Source organism: Trueperaceae bacterium (assembly GCA_023954415.1).
GTDB lineage: Bacteria > Deinococcota > Deinococci > Deinococcales > Trueperaceae > JAAYYF01.
Window position 1 is genome coordinate 263,674 of sequence record JAMLIB010000003.1, and the last position, 17,159, is coordinate 280,832.

Here is a 17,159-nt window from a genome sequence, read left to right on the forward strand (position 1 = left end):
GCGCCCTCCCCGAGGGCACCCTCGAACAGGGGCTCCCCGTCCGTGGCCCGGTCGGCCTCGCGGTGGCTACGGTCAGAGAGGGCCCGGTGACCCAGGCCCTCTCGCCTTGCTTCTCGGCTCAAGCTCAAGCCTTTGCTCAGGGGAGCTTGCTGATGCGGTCGAACTCCACGTCGCCGCCCGCGCTGCGCTCGAAGCCGAGCACCTTCGCGGAGGTGACGATGGGCTTGGACGGCTGGTAGAGCATCGAGTACGGTCCCTCGGTCGCCACCAGGTGGTTCAGTTGCGCGTAGAGCGCTTGACGGGCGGCGACGTCGACCGTCGCGGCGGCCTCGCTGGCCAGCTCGGCGGCCTGGGCGTTGTCCCACACGTTGCGCCAGGCGATGGAGCCGGCGGGGAAGCTGCTCAGGGGCGTGGCGTTGCCGTCGGGATCGGGGTAGTCGGGGCTCCACGCGGCCATGACGAGCTGCGCGGCCTGGGCGCGGTAGATGGTGTAGAGCTCGCCGCCCGTCGTCTGCTTGATGGTGGCGGTGATGCCGGCCTCGGCCAGGTCGGACTGGATCTTGGCGGCGAGGTCGGCGCACGGTACGCCGCCGCCGCAGGCGCCCGTCGAGATGAGGAACTCGACGCTCAGGTTCGGCACGCCGGCCTCGGCGAGCAGCTCCTTGGCCTTGGCGACGTTGCGCTCGTAGTAGATGGTCGTGTCTGCGCCCATGAGGCCGGCCGGCACGATGGTCTGCATCGGACGGCCGAGACCGAGGAGCAGGTTGTCGATGATGCCCTGCTGGTCGACGGCGTAGCGCACGGCGTCGCGGACGCGGTTGTCCTCGAACGGCGCGCCCGGTCCGGAGTTCATGCCCAGGTAGGACATCTGGAACGTGTCGGTGCGGTAGGTCTTGAGGACGCCGGCCGCCTCCGCCGCCTGGAAGGCTTCGGGTGTGTAGTCCCAGGCGATGTCGATCTCGCCGGACTCGAGCGCCGTGCGCTGGGCGTTGGACTCGGGCATGTGGCGCATGATCACGCGCGTGATGGGGCCCGGGTCGCCGTACGTCGGGTTCGTGACGAGCACGACCTGCGAGCTGCGGTCCCAACGCTCGAGCAGGTACGGGCCGGAGCCGGCGGAGTGGTCGTTCAACCAACCCTGGCCGTAGTCGCCGTCCTCGTAATGCTGCTCGACCTCGGCCTGGTCCATGACGCCGCCCGTGGTGAACGTGAGCAGGTTGAGCACGATGCTGGCGTTCACGCCCTCGGGCAGGTCGAGGCGCACGGTCTTGTCGTCGAGGGCCACGACGGAGTCGAGGTCCATGCCGACCACGTCCGTGAACAGGAACGAGGACGGGCTCTCGATGAGGATGGGGCGCTGGAAGGAGTAGACGACGTCGGACGCCTTCACGGGGCGTCCGGTGGAGAAGGTCGCGTCGCGCAGGTGGAACGTGATGCTGTTGCCGCCGCCGTCGCGCGCCGCGATCTCCCAAGACTCGGCGAGGCCGGGCACGACCGCCGACAGGTCGGCGCCGTCGAACTTGACCAGGCGTTCGTAGATGTTGTCGAGGATGGTAGTGCTGGTGAACTCGTAGCTCACGCCCGGGTCGAGCGTGATGAGGTCGCCCCAGTCGCCGCCGATGACGAGCGTGGTCTGACGCGCAGACTGGGCTGCGCCGAACGCCGTGACCACCGATATGACGAGCGCAACCGCCAGGGTTGCGATCCGCTTGAGACTCATGCTGCCTCCGTTGCGATCACTCGATTGCTTGCCCGCTTGGGTTGACGGGTAGGCGAAGTGTACACCCTGGGTCGTGACGCGCTAGGCGCACGTGAAGGCGCGCGGCTCAGTTCTGACCGAGCCCGGCGAGCAGCTTCGCCGCGGCGGCCTTCTCGACGTCGTCGGAAACCCGGCGGCTCGGAAGCGAGGCGGCGAGCTCGAGCTGGGTGCGCGCGTCCGCCGGCTTGCCGAGGGCGATGAGGGCGCGCGCGTACTCGACCCGGAGGTTGACCTGCTCGGGCGCCGCGGCCACGCCGCGCGCGAGGAGCGGCTCCACGGCGTCCTTGCGCCCGCCGTACAGCCACCCGACGCCGTTCTCCACCAGCTCGAGGTGCCACATGGCCAGCCCGACGAGGGCGTCGGCGTTGGCGGGCTCGAGGGCGAGCGCGCGGTCGAAGAGCTCCTTGAGCTCGGGCGCGACGCCCAGGTTCTGCAGGATGCCGGAGCGGCGGGCGATCTCGCCCTTGGCGCGCGCGAGCTGTATCAACGCCGCTGCCGAGGTCGGGTCGAGCCCGACGGCGGTCTGCGCGGCCGCGACCGCCCGGTTCAGCCACACGAGCTGGTCGGCGAGGGCGGCGCCCTCCAGGGCGAGGCCGTAGACGACCCGGTCGGTCGCGGCGCGCGCCGCCGTCGTCTGCATGGCGGCCGTCTGCGTCTGGCTCGCCTTCTCCCAGGCCGCCACGTAGTCGCCGCCGTCCGCGAGCGAGCTCGGCGTCTGCGCCCCGGCGGCCGACCAGGCGAGGACGGCCGCCAACGCCAGTACCGTCAGGCGCGGCCGGCAGGCCGCGGCGCGCGCCGGACTAGAAGGCGTACGCGAGCCCGAGCCGGAACTGGGTGTTGTCCCGCCACGCTCCATACGTGCTCCCACCCTTCCCGTACAGGACCGTCGCCGAGGCGGTGCCGGTCAGGCCGTCGGCGAACGTGTAGGTGAAAGAAGGCCTGACGGCCCCGCTGCCGTCCGTCCACTCGTGCAGCCAGGCGACGTCGAGGCCCGTGCGGTTGTCGGGGTCGAACGTCGCCGCCAGCACGGTCGAGAACGATTCGTGCGCCGCGCCGCCCGCGTCCGCCGCCGTGCGCTGGTAGGCGCCTTGGAGGGTCACGAAGGGGCCGCCGGCGAGCTTCGTCTCGGCGCCGAGCACGGCCGCGAACGCGTCGTTGCCGACGGCGGGGTCCGTGCCGTCCGGGTCGTCCGAGAACGTGTACGCGGCCTCGCCCCGCACCACGTAGGCGCCGAGCACGGCCGAGAAGTCGCCGCCAAGCACCGTGATCCGGTCGTAGGCGAGGCGCGGCTGCAACAGGAACGCGCCGGGCGTCTCGGTCGGCACTAGCTCGGCGGAGGTGGTCGGCAGGTGCCTGAAGCCGCGGTACGCGACGGCGCTCACGTCGGCCCCGCCCCCGAGGTCGAGGTCGAGGGTGGCACGCACGCCGAACTGCATGTTGCCGAACTCGAAGGCCGGCGCGGTCTCGCTGGGCGCCAGGACGCCGACGATCGCCGTCCCGGGCGGCAGGGTCGGTAGCTCGGCGGCGGACTGCCACCGTTCGCCAGGCAGCGTGGAGGGCACGAAGACGGGCACTACGACCATGTCGACGCTCACGCCTTGCTGCGCGTGCACGGTGGCCCGCAGCAGCGGGGTGGCGCGGCGCTGGTCCGCCGGGTCGGCCACCGGGTTGGAGAGGTCGCGGGGGTTGACGACGTCGACGGGGTTCACGGCGTCGGTCGAGCCCCAGGCGACGACCTGGTTGCCGACGCTCAGGTCGACGGGGCCCAGGTAGACGGTCGCGTACGCGCGGCCGAGGCCGACCTCGAACCGCTCGGCGGCGGCCGCGTCGTAGCCGGCGTACAGCTCGGCGACGAAGACGGCGTCAGGGAAGAGCCCCGCGCCGACCTCGCCGTCGAGCTTCAGGGTGAGCCCGGCCGCCGCCACGGGGATGGTGCCGTCGACGGCCACCCCGAACTCCGTGGTGAGGAGCCCGCCGAGGCGGTAGCTCACCTGGGCGGCGGCCGTGGCGCATAGGAGGACGGCGCTCACGGCGAATGCGACCCTCGTCGCGAACGCGCCCCGTTTGGCGAGGCGGGTCCTCGCGACGGGCGCGGCTAGCGTCGCGGGCGCGACCCTACCTTCGGGCGCGACCCTAGGAGCGGGGTCTACGGGTGAGAGGCGCGGCTGCCTGTTGCTCATGGTGGTCACCTCTGGCGAGGCAGCGCCTTCAGCGCTGCAGGAAGCGTTCCGTGAAGACGTCGGCCGGGATGGCCTCGTCCACCTTGAAGTCGGACTGGTCGATGGTCGTGTACGAGCCGGCGGCGACCGTCTCCATGCGGATGACGCTCGGCAGGTCGTACCCGCCGACCGCGCTTGTGCCGCTGATGGTCAGGACCTTGACGAGCTGCCCGGCGCGGTAGAACTCGACGCGTTGCGGCAGGAGCGTGGCTTCCGGGACCTGGAAGACGATGCGGTCGTAACTGCCGTCGGAGCCGGGCTTCGCGACGCCCTCGATGACGTAGACGGGCCCCGGCAGCGTCTCCAGGAGCGCGGTCTCGAAGTCGTCGCCGAAGTCGCCGCTCAGGCTCGCGATCTCCTCGTACGAGAAGTCGGAGCCGAAGAAGGCGTCCTGCTTCTGGCCGCCCGCCACGCGGCGCACGCGGCCTAAGGCCGGCAGGTAGATCATGGTCTCCGTCTCGCCCGACGCCTTCTCGACGGAGAGGAAGCCGGACCCGCGCACGTCCGCCGGCTCGAGGAACTTGATGAGCTGCGAGCCCCCCTCGTCCGCCGACCAGACCTGCATGGTGCGCGTCAGCGAGTGGCCCGACGCGGCCGTGATGGTCATGCTCATGGTGGCGACGGTCGTGCTGGGCGCGGGCTTGGCCTCCATGGCGTCCACGACCTCCTTGGCGGTCGTGTAGCTCTGGGCGAAGGCGGCGCCGGCGAGAGCGAGCACGAAGGCCGTCGCGACGATGGCGCGGGCGCTGGCCCGGCGGTGGTCCTGGTGTCCGGTCATGGGGTTGCCTCCTGGTCTGGGGGTTGGTCGGGTCTCGGTGTAGCCGGTCATGGCGGGTCAGGCTTCCGCGGCGGCCTTCGCCGCGCCGCGCGGGTCGCGAAGGAACACTAGGCAGGCGGCCGGCAGCAACGTGAGCGAGGCGGTGCCGACCGAGACGACGGTGAAGGCCATGAGCGAGCCGAGCGTGCGCACCGGCACGAACTGGCTGAAGATCATGGCGGCGAAGCCCGCGCCGAGGGTGAGGGCCGTGAAGAGGATGGAGCGGCCGGAAGAGTGCAGGGCGCGGCTCATGGCCGCCTCCGGCGGACTCCCGAACCGGCGCTCCTCCATGTACCTGACCGTGAGGTGGATGGCGTAGTCGCCGACCCCGATGGCCAGGGCCCCGAGGAGCATGGTGGAGAGGTCGAGTGGGATGCCGAAGAAGCCAAGCATGCCGTACTGGAGGGCGATGGTGAGCAGCAACGCGAGGATGGTCACGACGGCGGCCCGGAACGAGCGCACGAACGAGTCGATGATGACGACGAGCACGATGGCGAGCGAGAGGCTGATCACGAAGTCGTGCAGCAGGGCGTCCTCGATGGCGAGCTGGAGCACGGTCGAGCCCGTGTAGCCGAGCCGCGCGTACTGCCCGATGGTGGCGGCGCCGGCGGCCTCGATCTCGCTCACGATGCGGCGCATGACGGCCGTCGACTCCGACTTGGTCGCGATGTCGACGCGCGCGAGCCGCGAGTCGAGCGTGAGGTAGTTGCTCACCTGCTTCGGGTCGCCGGAGAGCTGGTAGAGGAGGAGCTCCTGCGCGACCTCCTCGCGCGTCGCCGGCAGGGCGAGGTCGCCGGTCAGCGTGTGATGGATCCCGCGCAACACGGTGGCGATGGATGTCGTGTGCCCGACCCCGTCTATGGCGGCCACGCGCTCCTGGAACGCCAGCATGGCGGCGAGTGCGGCCGGGTCGCTCATGTCGCCCTCGACGAGCACCTCGACCTGGCTCGAGCCGCCGAACGCCGCCTCCACCACGGCGTAGTCGTGCCGCAGCGGCGAGTTGGCGTTGAAGTAGTCGATGACCGCGGTGTTGGGCACGATGCGGGTGGTCCCGAAGACGGCGAGCGCCAGGAGGACGCCGGCGGCCACGAGGATGGCGTACCGCCGCTTGTCGGCGAAGCGCGCTACGGCCGCGAGGAAGCCGGCGATCACGCCCGGCTGCTCCGGGTCGACGACGCGGCGCGGCGGGCGCAGCAGCCCGAGCACCGCGGGCAGGAGGACGAGGGAGGCGACGAGCGTGGCCAGCACGCCGCCGGCCGTGAGGAGGCCGAGGCCGCGCACCGTCGGCATGCCCGAGAGGGCGAACGTGCAGAGCGCGGCCGAGATGGCGAGGCCGGAGATGAGCACGCCGAGCCCCGTCTCCTTGCGCGCGGTCGCGATGGCCGCGGCCTTCGAGGCGCCGTGGGAGAGCTCCTGGAAGAAGCGCCCGAGGAGGTGCAGCGAGAAGGAGCTGCCCACCGCGAGGATGGCCACGGGCGCGATCACGCTGAGGGTCGTCAGCTCCGCGCCCAGCCAGCCCATGGTCCCGAGCGACCAGAGGAGGCCGACGAGCACGGTCATGAGCGGCAGCAGCGCGCCGCGCACGGTGCGGAAGTTGAGGTAGAGCATCACGAGGATGAGCAGGGCGGCCACCCCGCCCAGGAGCGGCATCTCGCGCGCGAGGGTGGCGCGCATCTCGCCGTCGATCAGCGGCCCGCCCACCAGGTGCGACGCCCCGAAGCCGGCGCGCTGCCACTGCTCGTCCAGGACGGCGCGGATGGCGTTGCTCATGGCGGCCGAGTCGACGTCGGCGGAGACCTCCATGACGACGTTGGCCGACCGGCCGTCCTCCGCCACGAGCAGCCCGCCCCCGTAGAGGGGCGACGTCTCCAGGTAGCGGCGGGCCTCGGCCAGGTCGTCTAACGTCGGGGCCGGCGGGAACAGGTCCTCGACGAGGAGGAAGCCGTCGTCGTCGAGCATGCGCTGGGCGTTGGCGGCGCTCGTCACGTTGTTGACGCCCGTGACTTCGGCGAGGCTGGCCGTCAGCTTGCCGAGCTGGGCGATGGCCGGCTGCGTGTAGATGTCGCCTTCTAGGAGCGCGACCATGACGGTGTCGGCGCCGAACACGTCAGACACCTCGCGTTGCAGGTCGGCGACCGTGCTCTTGTCGGGGAGCATCGCCGACACGGAGGCGTCGAGGCGCAGCCGCAACGCCCCGAGGCCGAAGCCGAGCGAGAGGACGGCGAAGACCGCGACGACGACCAGGTTGCGCCGGCCTCGGCCGGCGTGCCGGTCGTGACCGGCGCCTCGACCGCGGCCTGCGGCCCGGCTCCCGTCGGCGTTCCCATGTGCGCTGTCGGTCATTCCCCGCCCCGGTTGGAACGAGCGTTCCATATGGAACGGGCTTGCTTGGCTCTGGCGTTCATGCGTGCGGTCGCCTCCTAGGCGTTGGGGAGTGGGTCCGGCTGGATCGGGGTGTGCGGTCCGGCGTCGTCGTTGGGGATGCTGTCAAGGACCATGGCGGCGTAGCCGTCGAGCGTGGCCCTGTCGGTCGAGACCTTGGCGACGAAGCCGAGGCTGAGCGCGCCGAAGAGGAGGAAGCGCGCCACGTGCTCGGGCGGGTGGCGCGGTCGCAGCTCGCCGCGCTCGGCCGCGGCCGCGATCAGGCCGCCGACCATCTCGATCAGCTCTGTGAGGTAGCGCGACAGGAAGGCGAGGACCTCCGGCTTGGTGCCTGCCTCCTCGACCGCCGCTCTGAGCGTGAGGGAGCTGGTGCCGCCCGCGCCCGTGAGCTCGCTTATCAGCGAGGCGAGCAGGGCGGCGAACTTGTCCCTGAAGGCGCCGGGTCCGGCGAGGCCGAGCCGCAGCTGCTCGCGCTCCAGGGCCGCGTGGGCGGCGAGGGCCTCCATGTAGAGCTCGTACTTGCCGCCGAAGGCGGCGTAGAACGAGCTGGCGCTGAGGCCGAGCTCGCCCTGCAGGTGGCGCACCGACGTGCCCTCGTAGCCCTGGCGCCGGAACAGGCCGGCCGCCTTGAGGACGGTCTCGTCGTGGTCGAACGCCTTGGGCCGCGCCATCGCTACCAGGCTAGCACGTTGTGGAACGTTCGTTCCGTAACTGGCTGACGACGGTCCGCGGCGCCCCGTTCCGGAAGCGTCACGCCTCCTGGCTGGGTGGGGCCGCGCGTGCGGCGGGCACCCCGGTTCCCGGATCAGCCGACGAGCTTGTGCCTGAGCGTCGCCAACTGCTCGTCCTGGAGCCCGTTGGCCTTCAAGTAGGCCGTCGCCCCGCCGTAACGGGTGGCCAAGTAGTCGAGCGCGGGAAGCATCAGGTCGGGTGTGGCCCCGAGCAGGCGCTCGAAGTCGCTGCGCTCGATGCCGTGCTTGGCGGCGTCCTCCAGTAGGCGCTGGCGCAGCGGGTCGATGCGATCGTGCGTGAGGGCGAAGTCCTCGATGATGGTGTCCCTGTCGACCCCGACGACTTCGAGCAGGAGCGCGGCCACGAGGCCGGTGCGGTCCTTGCCGGCGGTGCAGTGGAAGAGCGAGGCGCCCCGCGCGTTCGCCAGCAGCGTCATGACACGCACGAAGCCGGGGCCGGCGTGATCCAAGGCCCGCAGGTAGAACGCGGTGATGTCCCACCGGTCGGCCGGTTGGTCTCCGGCCGCGTCGATGTGCCCCCAGATCTCGACGTTCTGGTAGTCGATGCCGCTCGTGGCCGCCAGGCTGTTCTTGTCGCGCTCGAGCTCGTGCGCCTGGCGCAGGTCTATGACGGTGCTCAAACCCAAGCGCGCGAGGCGCTCGAAGTCCGCCGCCCCCAGGTCCATCGGAACGTCGGAGCGGAAGAACACGCCGAAACGGGTGCGTCCGTTCCCGGCTACCGGCAACCCCCCGAGGTCGCGGGTGTTGAGGGTGCCGTCGAGCGGCAGGAAGCGGTGGTCGTGAGGTGAGGAGGGCGCCTTGCTCATGGTCCCGGGATTCTACTATCGGGGTAGCATGCTCGGGCGACGACGGCGCAGGTGCCCGTCTCCGGGCATCGTCCTCCCGGCCCATCGCGCCGCGAGGTCTTGGCAAGCTGTGGCAGGGCAGGCCCCCTTCGATGCCCGCCGAGGAGAGTGCGCATGAAGTGGGAAGACGCAGGTCGTAGCAAGAACCTCGAGGACCGTAGAGCGGCCGGTCCGGGCCGCGCGGCCGTGCCCCTCGGCATCGGCGGCGTGCTGATCATCCTCGCGCTCAGCGCCATCACCGGCACGGACCTCTTCTCGGCCCTCGGCCTGTCGCCGAGCGCGGCCGTGCAGCCCCAGGCCGCCACTCCCAACCAGGCTGAGCTCGAGGCCGAGGAGCCGATGGTGCGCTTCGTCTCCTTCGTGCTCGACGACGTGCAGTCGTTCTGGCACGCGACGTTCGAGGCGAGCGACCTCCCGTACCAGGAAGCGGGCCTCGTCCTGTACCGCGACGCCGTGAGCACGGCGTGCGGCGACGCCCCTTCCTCCGCCGGACCCTTCTACTGCCCCGGCGATCAGAAGGTCTACCTCGACCTGTCGTTCTTCGAGGAGCTGAGCAGGCGCTACGGGGCGCCCGGCGACTTCGCGCAGGCCTACGTGATCGCGCACGAGCTCGGTCACCACGTGCAGAACCTGCTCGGCACGCTGACGCGCGCCCAGTCCCAGGGCCTTTCCGTGCCGGTCGAGCTCCAGGCCGACTGCTACGCGGGCGTGTGGGGCGCGAGCGCCGACCGGCGCGGGGTCATGGAGCGCGGCGACCTCCAGGAGGGCCTCGGCGCGGCCGCCTCCGTCGGCGACGACACCCTCGCCAAACGCGCCGGGCGCATCCCCAACCAGGAGACGTTCACGCACGGCAGTTCGGCCCAGCGCACGCAGTGGTTCACCACGGGCTTCCAGTCAGGCGATCCCAACGCCTGCAACACGTTCGCGAGCCGGTGAGCCAAGCGCGCTGATCGCGCCGGCGGTTCGCGCCGGGTCCCCACCTTCGTTGACGGCCAACGCCTTCGCTAATATGCTGCACGGTGATATCGCGATTGGGTGGGAGCGCGCACGTAAGCGGACTCTCGACCGCCGGCCCGCAGACGGTGCTGCTGGTTAGATATCGCGCTCGAAACATAAAGTTGGGGAATTGGAGGAACGATGCTCAACCGCTTCATCCGCGTTCTCGCTCTGATGCTCGTGGCTGCCGCCCTCGTCGGAGGCAGCGCCATCGCTCAGACGGAGATCGTCTACTGGACGCACGAGGACCCGAACCGCACCGCCCTCGAGCAGGAACTGATAGCTCGCTTCGAGGCGGACTACCCGCAGTACAAGGTCGTGCGCGTCACGAACCCGACCGACCAGATGGCGCAGCTCATCCTGACCGCCTTCTCCGCCAACCGCGGCCCCGACATCTTCAACATGGACATCCCCAACGAGTACCCGTACATCGTTAACGGGCGCGTCGCCCCCGTCGACCCGGCCGCCGCGGGTTACATCGACGAGCAGTCCATCTACGATGCCTACCTCCCGGGCACCCTCGACCCCGTCACGTACGAGGGCGAGCTCTACGGCCTGCCCCTCGAGGTCACGAACTGGTCGATCTACCTGAACATGAACGTGTTCCGTGACGCCGGCCTCGACCCGCTCACCGACTACCCGAAGACCTGGGAACAGCTCATGGACGTGGCCGAGAAGCTCACGATCCGGGACGGCGAGATCATCACGCGCCGCGGCTTCGACTTCCGCTACCCCTACTACCTCAACTTCCTCCCGTCGATGGCGGCGCAACTCGGCGGCAAGCTCATCGGCGACGACGGCAAGAGCGCCATCGTCGGCGACGAGGCGTGGCTCCGCGTGCTGCAGTACTTCAAGGACTGGGGCACCACGGGCAAGAACCTAGGCTCGCCAACCTACAAGGCGGCGCGCTCGATCTTCAACTTCGACAACAACGACATCGGCATGATGGAGTCCGGTCAGTACCAGGCCGCGCGCATCCTCAACGACAACCCCGGCTTCCTGCCCGGCGAGGGCTGGATGGTCATCCCGTTCCCGCAGTGGGAGGACGCCGTCGCCGACGTGGCCGAGGCGTACTACGGCCACTACTGGATGGTCAACGCCCAGGCTTCCAAGGAGAAGCAGCAGGCCGCCTGGACGCTGCTCGGCTACTTCGCGAGCCACGCCGACGAGTTCTTCCAGCGCGTCGCGGTCCTGCAGCCCACGCAGGAGCTGCTCAACTCCGACATGTTCAAGGGCGCTCCGTACTCCGACGTCTTCATGAGCGACCTGGCCAAGGCTCCCGTCATCTACTACGACGAGAACTCGCCGCAGGTGCTGCAGGTCCTCAAGGACTCGATCGAGGCGGTCATGCTGCAGGGCAAGGAGCCTGCGGACGTGCTCAAGACCATGCGCGAAGGCGTCGAGCGCGCCCTGCGCGGCGAGTACTGAGTAGCTCGAGGTGGCCCGTAAGGCTGTCAAACTGACCGTGGCCACCAGGAGGGCGATGTGGGGCTGGGTGTTCGTACTCCCAGCCCTCATCTATTTCGCGGTCTTCAGCTTCTACCCTATCTTCAACGCTTTCTGGCTCAGCCTGCACACCAAGAACCCCTTGTCTCTGCGGCCCCCGCGGTTCGTGGGCCTTCGCAACTACCTGGACCTGCTCGACTCGGCCACGTTCTGGAACTCCTGGAAGGCCACGGGGCTGTTCACGCTCGGCACGGCCATCCCCCTCGTGGTGCTTAGCTTGCTGCTCGCCACCATCATCGTCTCCCGCCTCAACTTCCAACGCTTCTTCCAGCTCGCGTTCTACGCCCCCGCCGTGATCCCCAGCGTGGTCGCCGCGGCCGTGTGGCTGCTCCTGCTCGACCCGCGCGGAGTCGCCAACCAATGGGTCAACTTCGTGCTCGGCCTGAGCGGCGTGGACCACAAGTGGCTGGCCAACCCCGAGATGGTGCGCTTCTCCACCACAGTGGTCTACCTGTGGGAGAAGCTCGGTTTCTTCACCATCATCTTCATAGCGGGTCTAGGCGGGATCCCGCAGAGCGTCAAGGAGGCGGCCCACGTCGATGGCGCCGGCGGTTGGCAGCTCTACCGCTACGTGACCCTGCCGCTACTCAAACCGACGACGCTCCTCGTGTCGGTCATGGCCATGATCTTCTGCATGCGCACCTTCGCGACCCAGTACCTGTTCACACAGGCGGGCGCTCCGCGTGAGTCCATCAACGTCGTGACCCTCAGCATCTACACCACGGGTATCCGTGACCTCCAGCTCGGCTTGGCGAACGCCATGAGCATCGTGCTCCTGCTCGTCATGCTGGTCCTCTCCCTTCTCCAGTTCAGGTTGTCGGGCAGGGGGGAAAGCTGAGTGGCGGCCGGTAGCCTGAGGAAGCGGCGGACGGTCGCGGGGGCGGCCGTGGTGCGCCGGACACCGCTCGAGGCCGTCGTCCACGCCCTTGGCTGGGTCGTGCTCGTCGTCGCCCTCGTGCTCGTGCTCGCCCCGCTCGTGTTCATGTTCATCGCCTCCTTCATGCCGTCGCGGGAGATCATGCGCATGCCGTTCTCCTGGTGGCCGAGCTCCTTCTTCCTCGACAACTTCTGGCAGGCCATCAAGGGTAACGACGGCAAGTTCATCTTCCCGCGCGCGATCCTGAACTCGGTGGTGGTGTCGAGCTGCGTGGCCCTGACCACGGTGCTGTTCTCGGCGCTGGCGGGCTACGGGCTGACGAAGCTGAAGTTCCGGGGGAGCAACATCGTCTTCGTCCTCATCCTCTCCACCCTGATGGTGCCGTTCGAGACCGTCATGATCCCCCTGTACGTCGTGGTGACGGGCATGGGGCTCCAGAACACTTACGCGGGGCTGATCGTCCCGTTCCTCCTGAGCGCCTTCGGCGTGTTCCTCATGCGCCAGTCGCTCCTTACCTTTCCGGACGAGCTCCTCGACGCCTCACGCATCGACGGCGCGTCCGAGCTCGGGATCTTCTTCCGCATCGTGCTGCCCAACATGCTGCCCGTCATGGCCGTACTGGGCGTCCTTACCTTCGAGCAGCAGTGGGGCAACCTCATCTGGCCGCTGCTGGTCGTGCAGGCCCCCGAACTGAGGACCATGCCCCTGTACGTCGTGACGTTCATGGAGGAGAAGAGCACGAACGAGGGCGCCATGGTCGCCGTCGCCGCCCTATCGAGCCTCCCGATGCTCGTCATCTTCTTCAGTCTCTCGCGCTTCTTCCTCAAGGGCGCCAACGTGTTCTCCGCGGGCAAGGAGTGACCGGCCGTAGCGGGTCCGCACCTCGCTCGGACGAGGCGCCGAAGCTGGCGATCTTCGACATGGGCGGCGTGATGGTCGATGGGCACGACGTCGCCCCCGCCATCGCGAGCGAGCTCGGCCTCGACGCCGTTACGTTCAGACGCTTGCTCCGCGAGGCGGGTTCCGACGACCTCGACACGGGCAGGGTCTCCCCGGCCGAGTTCTGGGAGCGCTTCAAGGCCGTCACCGGGTTGGGGCTGGCCGGTGAGCCGTGGGGCGATCACTTCCACCCGCGCCGTCGGCCCCGCATGTACGACCTGGTCGAGCGGCTCAAGGCCGCCGGCGTGAGGGTGGTGGCCGGCACCAACACGTCCGGCCCGCACTACCGCGTCCACCTGGACGGCGGCGACTACGCGGTGTTCGACCACGTCTACGCCTCGCACCTCCTCGGGGTCGCGAAGCCGGACCCGGGGTTCTGGCTCCGGATCCTCGGCGCCGAGGGGGTGGAGGCGGAGCGGTCGTTCTTCATCGACGACCTCGCGGAGAACGTGGGCGCGGCGGCTCGGCTCGGGCTCACGACCGTCACGTGCGGCGACGTGGACGCGGCCGTCGCCCAGGTCGAGGAGGTCTTCGGACTGGTCCCTGGCTGAGGACGCGGCCGTGCCGGGGTGCCGGGGAGCTTGTCGCGGGTCATGGCTCGCCGCGCCGCGTGGCGGTTAGCTTCGCTCCCATGACCGGACCCACCCAACCGACGGACGACCGAGCGGCGCCGACCCCGAGCGAGGCGGTCGCCGAGCTCAACAGGCTCTTCGACAAGGCGCTGCGCGCGTTGGGCGACGCCGGCAGGCAGGACGACGCTTGCGAGCTGGCCGCCAAGGGCTGGACCCTCCTGCGGCACGAGTGGCCGAAGGAGGGGGAGCGTCTGAACGGCACGCTGCACTACCTCACGCGCACCGTCAGGCCGCAGCCCGTGACCGACACGGGTTCGGACCGGCTGCTCGAGGTGCGCCACCTCCCCCCGGCCGAGCGCCACCGCCTCATCTTCCGGACGTACTTCGCCCTCGCGGCCGGCGAGGCGTTCGTGCTCGTCAACGACCACGACCCCAAGCCGCTCTACTACCAGCTCGCCGCCGAGAACCCGGGCGCCTTCACCTGGGAGCCCTTGGAGGAGGGGCCCGAGGTATGGCGCGTGAGGATCGGCAAGGTCTAGCGCGGTAGGTCGACCGCGGCCGCTGCCGGCGGCGTTGGCCGCGGCCGACCCGTGGCTGATGGCGCACCGGCGGCCCGCGCCGCGCTGCCGGAGGCGGCGGCGCGGCAGCGACGGGCCCTACTGGCTTTCGGTTAGTCTGGCGCGGTGAGCGTGGACGCCTCGAGCCTGCCGACCGACCCGACCGCGGACGGAGCGCCGGCCGCCGGCCCGCAGGTCGCCCAAGCGGCCGGCGGGGCGTTGGCCGATCCCGCCGTGCGCGCGCGCCATGCGCGCCGCATCACGGGCGCCCTGTTCATCAGTCAGAGCCTCGGCACTGCCGGATCCATAGCCGCAGCCACCGTGGCCGCCATCGTCGGCGCCGAGCTCTCGGGGCGGGACTCGCTGGCGGGTCTGCCCGCTGCGGTCGTCCAGATCGGCGTGGCGGTCGGCGCTTACTTCTGGAGCCGCCGGTCGGACCGGATGGGCCGCCGCGGCGCCCTGGTGGCCGCGCTCCTCACGGGCACGGTCGGCGCGACCATCTCGCTCGTCGGCGTCGCCAGCGGCAACTTCCCGCTCGTGCTCGTCGCCCTCTTCATAACCGGCTCCGGCAACTCGGCCGTGCAACTGGGCCGTTTCGTCGCCGCCGAGGTCAACCCCCGAGCGAGGCGCGCCCGCGCGCTGTCGTCGGTCGTGTTCGGCGGCACCATCGGCAGCGTCGTCGGCCCGGCGCTCGTCGGGCCGACGGGCCGCCTCGTCGAGGGGTGGGGTTGGAACGAGATCGCCGGCCCGTACCTCGCGACCGGCCTCGGGTACCTGCTCACGGCCGTGCTGCTGCTCGTCGCTCTCAGGCCGGAGCCCCGCCTGATCGGCGACGCCATCGCCATGGACGAGGGCACTACGGTGCGCAAGGAGCGGGCGCGCGGCCTCCGCGAGCTCCTGGCGGACGCGGCGGTGCGCACGGCCGTCACGAGCGTCGTCCTCGCGCACATGGTCATGGTCGGGCTCATGCAGATGACGTCGCTGCACATGCACCAGCACGCCCACAGCCTCGTCAACATCTCGTTCGTGTTCTCCGGGCACACGCTCGGCATGTACGCCTTCTCGACCGTGTCCGGCTGGATGACGGACAGGTGGGGCAGGCGCCGCGTGCTGGCCATCGGGGCGGTAGTCCTCGTGGCGGCGTGCCTGCTCGCGCCGCTCTCGCCGAACCTCCTCCCCGTGGCTTTCGCCCTCTTCCTCCTCGGCCTCGGCTGGAACTTCTGTTACGTGGCCGGCTCGGCGCTCCTCACCGACGTGCTGACGCCGGCGGAGAAGGGCCGCATGCAGGGCTTCAACGACCTGCTCGTCGGCGGGGCGGCGGCCAGCGCGACGATCCTGGGCGGCCTGCTCATGGCGAAGGCCGGTTACCTGGCGATGGGTCTGGCAGGGGCGGTCGTCGCCGCGCCCCTGCTGTTCATCGTGACGCGCCTTCCGCGCCCTACCGGTGCCGCGCTCGACTGACGCCGTGACCGGCCTCGCGCGAACGGTGCAGGACGGTGCCGCGTTCGACGTCGTCGTCATCGGCGGCGGCGTGGCCGGGGCGGCCTGCGCGTTCCGGCTGGCCAGCGCCGGCGCCCACGTGCTCGTGCTCGAGCGCGAGCCGCGCTTCGCCGACAGGGTGCGCGGCGACGTGATGTACCCGTGGGGCGTCGCCGAGGCGCGGCGGCTGGGGTTGGGAGGGGTGCTGGACGCCGTGGCGCGACCGCTGCGCTACTGGCAGACGCACGTCGCCGGTCTGCCCTCGCCGCGTCCGCGCGACCTGGCCGCAGAGGACGCGGCCAGGCGCGGCGCCGCCGGCGCTCGAGAAGGCGCCGGCGCCGGCGAGACGGCCGTGGCTTTCTTCCACCCCGAGCTCCAGGCCGCGCTACTGGCCGCAGCCGAGCGCGCCGGGGCCCGGGTCGTGCGTGGCGCGGCCGCCACCGCCGTGCTGGGGGTTGGCGCCCCGCACGGTGATGACGCCGGTGTTCCGGACTCGGCGGCTGGTGAAGCGGAAGGCGTGCTAGGCGGCCGCGGGAAGCTGCGCGTCATGGCGCGGGCGGCCGGCACGGAGTTCGAGGTCGGCGCCCGCCTCGTCATCGGCGCCGACGGCCGGTCGTCGCGCGCCAGGGCCTGGGGTGGGTTCCGAACGCTGGCCGACGAGGAGCGGCTGATGTTCGCCGGCGTCATGCTGGAGGGGGCCGCGGTCTCGTCCGCGCGCGAGCCGCGCGACACGGCCCACGTCTTCTTCGCCCCGAGCGCCGGGCTGCTCGCCATGGTGCTGCCCGTCGACGAACGCCGCACGCGCGTGTACGGGGGCTACCACCTGGCTACGGGACGTAGGCGGCTCATCGGCGACGGGGCCTTCCGCGAGCTCCTGGGCCTGGTCGAGGCCGCAGGCGTGCCTTCGCGGTGGCTGGCGACGGCCAAGCAGGCCGGCCCCCTCGCGCAGTTCTCCGGGGCGGACACGTGGGTGAGCATGCCGTACGCCGCCGGCTTCGCCCTCGTCGGCGACGCGGCCGCGGCGAGCGACCCGAGCTTCGGCTGCGGCATGGCCCTGGCCTTGCGGGGAGCGCGTGAACTCACGGACGCGTTGCTGGCGCCCGGTGAGTTGGGGGCCTCGCCCGCGACCGGGCCCGCCGGCGAGCCCGCCATCTCGTTCGAGCCGGCCGCCGTCGACGCGGCCGGCTCGGCGTACGCCGACGCCACGCTGCACACCACCGGCGCCTTGCGCCGGCTGACGGGCTGGCTGCGCGACGTCTACCGCGAGCCGGGCGAGCGGGCCGACGCGTTACGCGCGGAGCTCTGGCCCCTCTTCGCGAGGGACCCGGCGCGGGTGCCGGACGTGGTGGTGGCCGGGCCCGACTCCCCGAGCGACGCGGCCGCCAGGGCGCGGTTCTTCGGGGACGACGCTTCCCGGTAGCTAGCGGGCCGCAGACGCGAGCGGGCCGGGCTCCGCTGC

At 70.8% G+C, this 17,159-nt stretch carries 15 protein-coding genes; 8 read left to right on the forward strand and 7 right to left on the reverse strand.

Annotation, left to right across the window (positions count from 1 at the left end; translation table 11 throughout):
• Window positions 1-136 precede the first annotated feature (136 nt).
• The 7 genes from M9914_05325 to M9914_05355 form a co-directional block, all read right to left on the reverse strand.
• Complete coding sequence (locus M9914_05325; protein MCO5173596.1) at window positions 137-1,720, reverse strand: ABC transporter substrate-binding protein; 1,584 nt, start codon at window positions 1,718-1,720, stop codon at window positions 137-139.
• Between the two features lie 106 nt (window positions 1,721-1,826).
• A complete protein-coding gene (locus M9914_05330; protein ID MCO5173597.1) occupies window positions 1,827-2,513 on the reverse strand; it encodes a hypothetical protein in 687 nt (228 codons plus the stop codon).
• 46 nt (window positions 2,514-2,559) lie between these two features.
• Window positions 2,560-3,939, reverse strand: coding sequence for a hypothetical protein (locus tag M9914_05335; GenBank protein ID MCO5173598.1), 1,380 nt, complete (start codon window positions 3,937-3,939; stop codon window positions 2,560-2,562).
• A gap of 28 nt (window positions 3,940-3,967) precedes the next feature.
• Entirely contained in the window at window positions 3,968-4,756 is a 789-nt protein-coding gene (locus tag M9914_05340) for an outer membrane lipoprotein-sorting protein (protein ID MCO5173599.1), read from the reverse strand.
• Window positions 4,757-4,813: 57 nt separating this feature from the next.
• Window positions 4,814-7,138 carry an MMPL family transporter gene (locus M9914_05345; protein ID MCO5173600.1) on the reverse strand — a complete coding sequence of 775 codons (2,325 nt, stop codon included), beginning with the start codon at window positions 7,136-7,138 and terminating at the stop codon, window positions 4,814-4,816.
• A 77-nt stretch (window positions 7,139-7,215) separates the two neighbouring features.
• The gene (locus M9914_05350; protein MCO5173601.1) at window positions 7,216-7,848 is read right to left on the reverse strand and encodes a TetR/AcrR family transcriptional regulator; all 633 of its coding nucleotides are present in this window, start codon (window positions 7,846-7,848) and stop codon (window positions 7,216-7,218) included.
• A gap of 134 nt (window positions 7,849-7,982) precedes the next feature.
• On the reverse strand, window positions 7,983-8,735 hold the full coding sequence (locus M9914_05355; protein MCO5173602.1) for a tyrosine-protein phosphatase: 753 nt from the start codon (window positions 8,733-8,735) through the stop codon (window positions 7,983-7,985).
• A 153-nt stretch (window positions 8,736-8,888) separates the two neighbouring features.
• Here M9914_05355 and M9914_05360 point away from each other — a divergent pair, with 153 nt between their 5' ends.
• From M9914_05360 to M9914_05395, 8 genes are all read left to right on the forward strand, one after another.
• The gene (locus M9914_05360) at window positions 8,889-9,710 is read left to right on the forward strand and encodes a zinc metallopeptidase (GenBank protein ID MCO5173603.1); all 822 of its coding nucleotides are present in this window, start codon (window positions 8,889-8,891) and stop codon (window positions 9,708-9,710) included.
• Window positions 9,711-9,911: 201 nt separating this feature from the next.
• A complete protein-coding gene (locus tag M9914_05365) occupies window positions 9,912-11,198 on the forward strand; it encodes an extracellular solute-binding protein (protein MCO5173604.1) in 1,287 nt (428 codons plus the stop codon).
• Between the two features lie 10 nt (window positions 11,199-11,208).
• Window positions 11,209-12,114, forward strand: coding sequence for a sugar ABC transporter permease (locus tag M9914_05370; protein ID MCO5173605.1), 906 nt, complete (start codon window positions 11,209-11,211; stop codon window positions 12,112-12,114).
• Complete coding sequence (locus tag M9914_05375; GenBank protein ID MCO5173606.1) at window positions 12,115-13,014, forward strand: carbohydrate ABC transporter permease; 900 nt, start codon at window positions 12,115-12,117, stop codon at window positions 13,012-13,014. It begins immediately after the preceding gene.
• A complete protein-coding gene (locus tag M9914_05380) occupies window positions 13,011-13,643 on the forward strand; it encodes an HAD family phosphatase (GenBank protein MCO5173607.1) in 633 nt (210 codons plus the stop codon). Before M9914_05375 ends, M9914_05380 begins: the two co-directional genes overlap by 4 nt.
• Before the next feature lie 80 nt (window positions 13,644-13,723).
• Window positions 13,724-14,203 carry a DUF2249 domain-containing protein gene (locus tag M9914_05385; protein ID MCO5173608.1) on the forward strand — a complete coding sequence of 160 codons (480 nt, stop codon included), beginning with the start codon at window positions 13,724-13,726 and terminating at the stop codon, window positions 14,201-14,203.
• Window positions 14,204-14,347: 144 nt separating this feature from the next.
• On the forward strand, window positions 14,348-15,682 hold the full coding sequence (locus M9914_05390) for an MFS transporter (GenBank protein ID MCO5173609.1): 1,335 nt from the start codon (window positions 14,348-14,350) through the stop codon (window positions 15,680-15,682).
• Window positions 15,683-15,686: 4 nt separating this feature from the next.
• A complete protein-coding gene (locus M9914_05395) occupies window positions 15,687-17,120 on the forward strand; it encodes an FAD-dependent oxidoreductase (protein MCO5173610.1) in 1,434 nt (477 codons plus the stop codon).
• Window positions 17,121-17,159 lie beyond the last annotated feature (39 nt).